The organism is Xanthomonas sp. SHU 166, assembly GCF_000364685.1.
Classification (GTDB): Bacteria; Pseudomonadota; Gammaproteobacteria; order Xanthomonadales; family Xanthomonadaceae; genus Xanthomonas_A; species Xanthomonas_A sontii.
The window spans coordinates 1-4,256 of sequence record NZ_AQOJ01000279.1 but is presented as its reverse complement, the minus strand read 5'-3'; the positions used below and the strand labels follow the sequence as shown (position 1 = coordinate 4,256).

Annotated in this window: 3 protein-coding genes and 1 pseudogene; 1 reads left to right on the top strand and 3 read right to left on the bottom strand. The window is 68.5% G+C overall.

What is annotated here, in order from left to right:
- Positions 1 to 363 precede the first annotated feature (363 nt).
- On the top strand, positions 364 to 1,428 hold the full coding sequence (locus D180_RS08885) for an SDR family oxidoreductase (RefSeq protein WP_017912517.1): 1,065 nt from the start codon (positions 364 to 366) through the stop codon (positions 1,426 to 1,428).
- A 565-nt stretch (positions 1,429 to 1,993) separates the two neighbouring features.
- On the opposite strand, the gene lolD is transcribed toward D180_RS08885, so the two are convergent.
- From lolD to D180_RS08870, 3 genes and pseudogenes are all read right to left on the bottom strand, one after another.
- Positions 1,994 to 2,701 (bottom strand): lipoprotein-releasing ABC transporter ATP-binding protein LolD, encoded by a 708-nt coding sequence (gene lolD / locus D180_RS08880; protein WP_017909302.1) that lies wholly within the window; start codon positions 2,699 to 2,701, stop codon positions 1,994 to 1,996.
- 37 nt (positions 2,702 to 2,738) lie between these two features.
- Complete coding sequence (locus D180_RS08875; protein WP_010342649.1) at positions 2,739 to 3,983, bottom strand: lipoprotein-releasing ABC transporter permease subunit; 1,245 nt, start codon at positions 3,981 to 3,983, stop codon at positions 2,739 to 2,741.
- A gap of 23 nt (positions 3,984 to 4,006) precedes the next feature.
- Positions 4,007 to 4,256, bottom strand: a pseudogene (locus tag D180_RS08870) (hypothetical protein); the annotation flags it as partial.

The window sequence follows — 4,256 nt, the reverse complement described above, 5'->3', positions numbered from 1 at the left end:
GAGGCTGGCCGCGACCGCAGCGCCGAACGGCGCCGGTGCCGGCCAGCGGGCAGCGCGAGCCGCGACGGGGCCCTGGCACGGCACGGCGTCTGCCGACGGTTGCATGTGCTTGCCCTCCTTGGCATCGATGGATCGGAAGCAGCGAGACGAAGCGGCGCGATGTGCACATCGCGCGACACCGTCTCTATCGCCATGCCAGCGTCGCATCCCGCCTGGACGTCGGCCATCGGTCCATGCCGCGGCACCGCGTCAGAATTCGCCTAACGCGCGAGCGCGCGACGCGTCACAGTCCCGACGCAGTTCTCCGCAGCTTCATCGCCCCGCGCCTAAGGTGCGATACCCCACGTCGTAAGGAGTGCGCGCATGCGCAAGGGCATCGCACTGATCGTCGGAGTCACTGGCATCTCCGGCTACAACCTCGCCAACGTGCTGGTCGCCGACGGCTGGACCGTCTACGGGCTGGCGCGCCGCCCGGTGCCGCAGGAAGGTGTGATCCCGGTGGCGGCCGATCTGCTCGACCGCGAGGCCACCGTGGCCGCGCTGCGTGGGTTGCCGATCACCCACGTGTTCTTCTGCACCTGGACGCGGCGCCACACCGAGAAGGAGAACGTCGCCGCCAATGGCGCGATGTTGCGGCATCTGTGCGAAGGCCTGGACGGTGCAGCGCTGCAGCACATGGCGCTGGTCACCGGCACCAAGCATTATCTCGGCTCGTTCGAGCACTACGGCAGCGGCAAGGCGGAGACGCCGTTCCGCGAGAGCGAACCGCGGCAGCCGGGCGAGAATTTCTACTACACGCTGGAAGACCTGCTGTTCGACGCCGCCGCGCGCCACGGCTTCGGCTGGAGCGTGCACCGCTCGCACACCATGATCGGCCAGGCCAACGGCAGCAATGCGATGAACATGGGCGTGACCCTGGCGGTGTATGCGACGCTGTGCAAGCACACCGGGCAGCCCTTCGTGTTCCCCGGCTCGCGCGCGCAGTGGGACAGCCTCACCGACCTCACCGACGCCGGCCTGCTAGGCCGCCAGCTGGCCTGGGCGGCGACCAATCCGGCCGCACGCAACCAGGCCTTCAACACGGTCAACGGCGACGTGTTCCGCTGGCGCTGGATGTGGGGCGAGATCGCCGCGTTCTTCGGCCTGGACCCCGCCCCCTATCCGGAGGCGCCGATGCCGCTGCAAGCGCGCCTGCAGGACGTCGCGCCGGCCCTGTGGCGCGAGATCGCCGAGCAGCATGGGCTGGTGCAGGCGGACGTCAACCAACTCGCCTCGTGGTGGCACACCGATGCCGATCTGGGCCGCGAGATCGAGTGCGTCAACGACATGACCAAGAGCCGCGATCTCGGCTTCCTCGGCTACTACGACAGCCGCGCCTCGTTCCTGGAGCTGTTCACGCGGCTGCGCGCGCAGCGGGTGATTCCCTGAGGGACGAGGCTGGGTGAAGAGTCACCGATGCAATGGGAAAGCGGCAATCCGGAAGGTTGCCGCCTATGGGGCACGCGGTGCGCTCCAGGACGGTCGCCGTTGTAGTGACATACACTGCACTGCCGCGGTGACGTGTTTGCTGGGCATGCTGTACGAAGTTTTTCGGCGCCGACAGCAACCAACGCCGGCGACTTGCCCGGCTTCGTTCGTCGCGGCTGAAGCCGCTTCTACGGCGCGCTTGCGCTAGAAGTGCTTTCGCCTGTCCGAGGATCTCCGGCGTCGGCAAATGCTGAAGCCGCTGCGGCTCGCTGCGTCGTTCGTCGCGCCTGACCTCGCTCCACCGCTCGGCGAAGCGACGATCTGCACTGTGGGAGGGACTTCAGTCCCGACGCGCACTGCATCAGTGAGCAGGACACTGCTTTTGTCGTGACCGCGAGCGCTGCACAGCAAGCGAGGCTGTCACGCCCGACCCCGCACGCAGCAGGCTTCAGTGGCGCGCCTTCAGGCCGCGATTACGTCCCCACACCGTGATACGCCAGCACATCGCGTCCGCCACCACGCTCGCTCAAACGTCCGCAGGCGCCAATTCGCGCAGCTTGCCCTGGTGCAGTTCCAGCACCCGGTCCAGCTTGCGCGCCAGGCTGCGGTCGTGGGTGACCAGGGCCAGGCTGGTGCCCTGCGCGCGGTTGAGTTCGAGCATCAGCGCGAACACGTTGGCCGCGGTCTTGTCGTCGAGGTTGCCGGTCGGCTCGTCGCCGAGCACGCAGGCCGGGCGATTGACCAGCGCACGCGCCACCGCGGCGCGCTGGCGCTCGCCGCCGGACAGTTCGCCCGGCTTGTGCTCCAGGCGATGGCCCAGGCCCACCGATTCCAGCAGCGCGCGGGCGCGGGCATCGGCGTCCTGGATCGGCGCGCCGCCCAGCAGCACCGGCATCATCACATTCTCCAGCGCAGTGAACTCGGGCAGCAGGTGATGGAACTGGTAGACGAAGCCCAGCGAGCGGTTGCGCAACTGCCCGCGCGCCGCGTCGGTCAGCGCCGACATGCGCTGGCCGGCCACGTAGACCTCGCCGGAGGTCGGCACGTCGAGGCCGCCGAGCAGGTGCAGCAAGGTGCTCTTGCCGGCACCGGAGGCGCCGACGATGGCCACGGTCTCGCCCGCCGCCACGCTCAGCTCCAGGCCGTCGAACACCGGCGTGCGCATCTTGCCTTCGGCGTAGGTCTTGGCCAGGCCTTCGGCGCGGATCGCCGCGTCCGCTTGTCGCTTCTGCATTCCCGATTCCCGATTCCCCATTCCCGATTCCCGGCTCTCATTCATAGCGCAGCGCCTCCGCCGGCTGCGTGCGCGCCGCGCGCCAGGCCGGGTACAGCGTGGCCAGGAAGCTCATCAGCAAGGCCACTATGGTGATCACCATGACGTCGTGCGGCTGCATGTCGGTGGGCAGGCCGGTGATGTAGTAGACGTCCTCCGGCAGCAGCTTGATGTTGAACACCGCCTCGATGCCGGCCAGGATCCGCTCCAGGTTGAGCGTCAGCACGATGCCGCCGATCACGCCGGCGACGGTGCCGATCACGCCGATCAGCGTGCCCTGCACCATGAACACCTGCATCACCCCGCCCGGGCTCAGCCCCAGCGTGCGCAGGATGGCGATGTCGGCCTGCTTGTCGGTCACCAGCATCACCTGCGAGGACACCAGGTTGAACGCGCCCATCGCGATGATCAGCGACAGCAGGATGCCCATCACTGTCTTTTCCATCTTCAGCGACTGGTAGAGGTTGGCGTTCTCGCGGGTCCAGTCGCTGACCATGTACGGGCCGTGCAGGTTCAGCGCCAGGTCGCGCGCCACGTTCCAGGCCTGATCCATGTCGTACAACTTCAGGCGCACGCCGGTGACGCCGTCGCCCATGCGCAGCACCCGCTGCAGGTCCGGCATGCTGGTCACCGCCAGGCCGCGGTCGATCTCGTTGTAGCCGGCCTCGAAGATGCCGCTGACGGTGAAGCGCTTGTAGCGCGGCACCATGCCCATCGGGCTGGCCTGCGGCTCGCCCAGCATCACCACCACCTTGTCGCCGACGCCTACGCCCAGCCACAGCGCCAGTTCCTGGCCGAGCAGGATGTTGTAGGACCCCGGGGTCAGGCTGTCGACCGAGCCCTGCTTCATCTTCTGCGCCAGCACCGAGACCTTGGCCTCTTCCTTGGGCAGGATGCCGCGAACGATCGCTGGCTGGTTGCGCTGGCCGGTCAGCAGGGCCTCTTCCTCGACGTAGGGCGCGGCGCCGGCGACGCGCTTGTCGCGCATGGCCACGTCCACCGCGTGCTGCCAGTCCTCCATCGGCGCGCCCTGCGCGCTGACCGTGGCATGCGCGGCCATCTGCAGCAGGCGGTCGCGGATCTCCTTCTGGAAGCCGCTCATCACCGCCAGGGTGGTGATCAGCACGGTCACGCCCAGGGCGATGCCGAGGATCGAGGCCATGGAGATGAAGGAGATGAAGTTGTTGCGGCGCTTGGCGCGCAGATAGCGCAGGCCGATGGCCACGGGTAAGGGTTTGAACATGCGCAGCCACCATCCAGGGAGCGCTATGGTGCCATTTGCGGCGGCGCAGACGAAGCGGCATGGGCGGCAGCGGCCAGACGCAGTTCACGTCGTGCCGCCGGCGGCAGCGTGTCCGGCCACCACGCCAGGCGCTGCGTACGCCCCTGCGCATCGCGCCAGCGCACGAACGCCAGCGGTCCGCGCCAGGCGACCTGCAGCGCGCTCACCGCCACGCCATCGACGCTGGGCGCACCGGCACCGGCAGGAATCAGCAGCGCGCGCGGCGCCCGCCCA

What these genes read in the sequence shown, in the direction of transcription:
- D180_RS08885 (WP_017912517.1), top strand. Translation starts at nt 364, where the DNA reads ATGCGCAAGGGCATCGCACTGATCGTCGGAGTCACTGGCATCTCCGGC.
- lolD (WP_017909302.1), bottom strand. Translation starts at nt 2,701, where the DNA reads ATGCAGAAGCGACAAGCGGACGCGGCGATCCGCGCCGAAGGCCTGGCC.
- D180_RS08875 (WP_010342649.1), bottom strand. Translation starts at nt 3,983, where the DNA reads ATGTTCAAACCCTTACCCGTGGCCATCGGCCTGCGCTATCTGCGCGCC.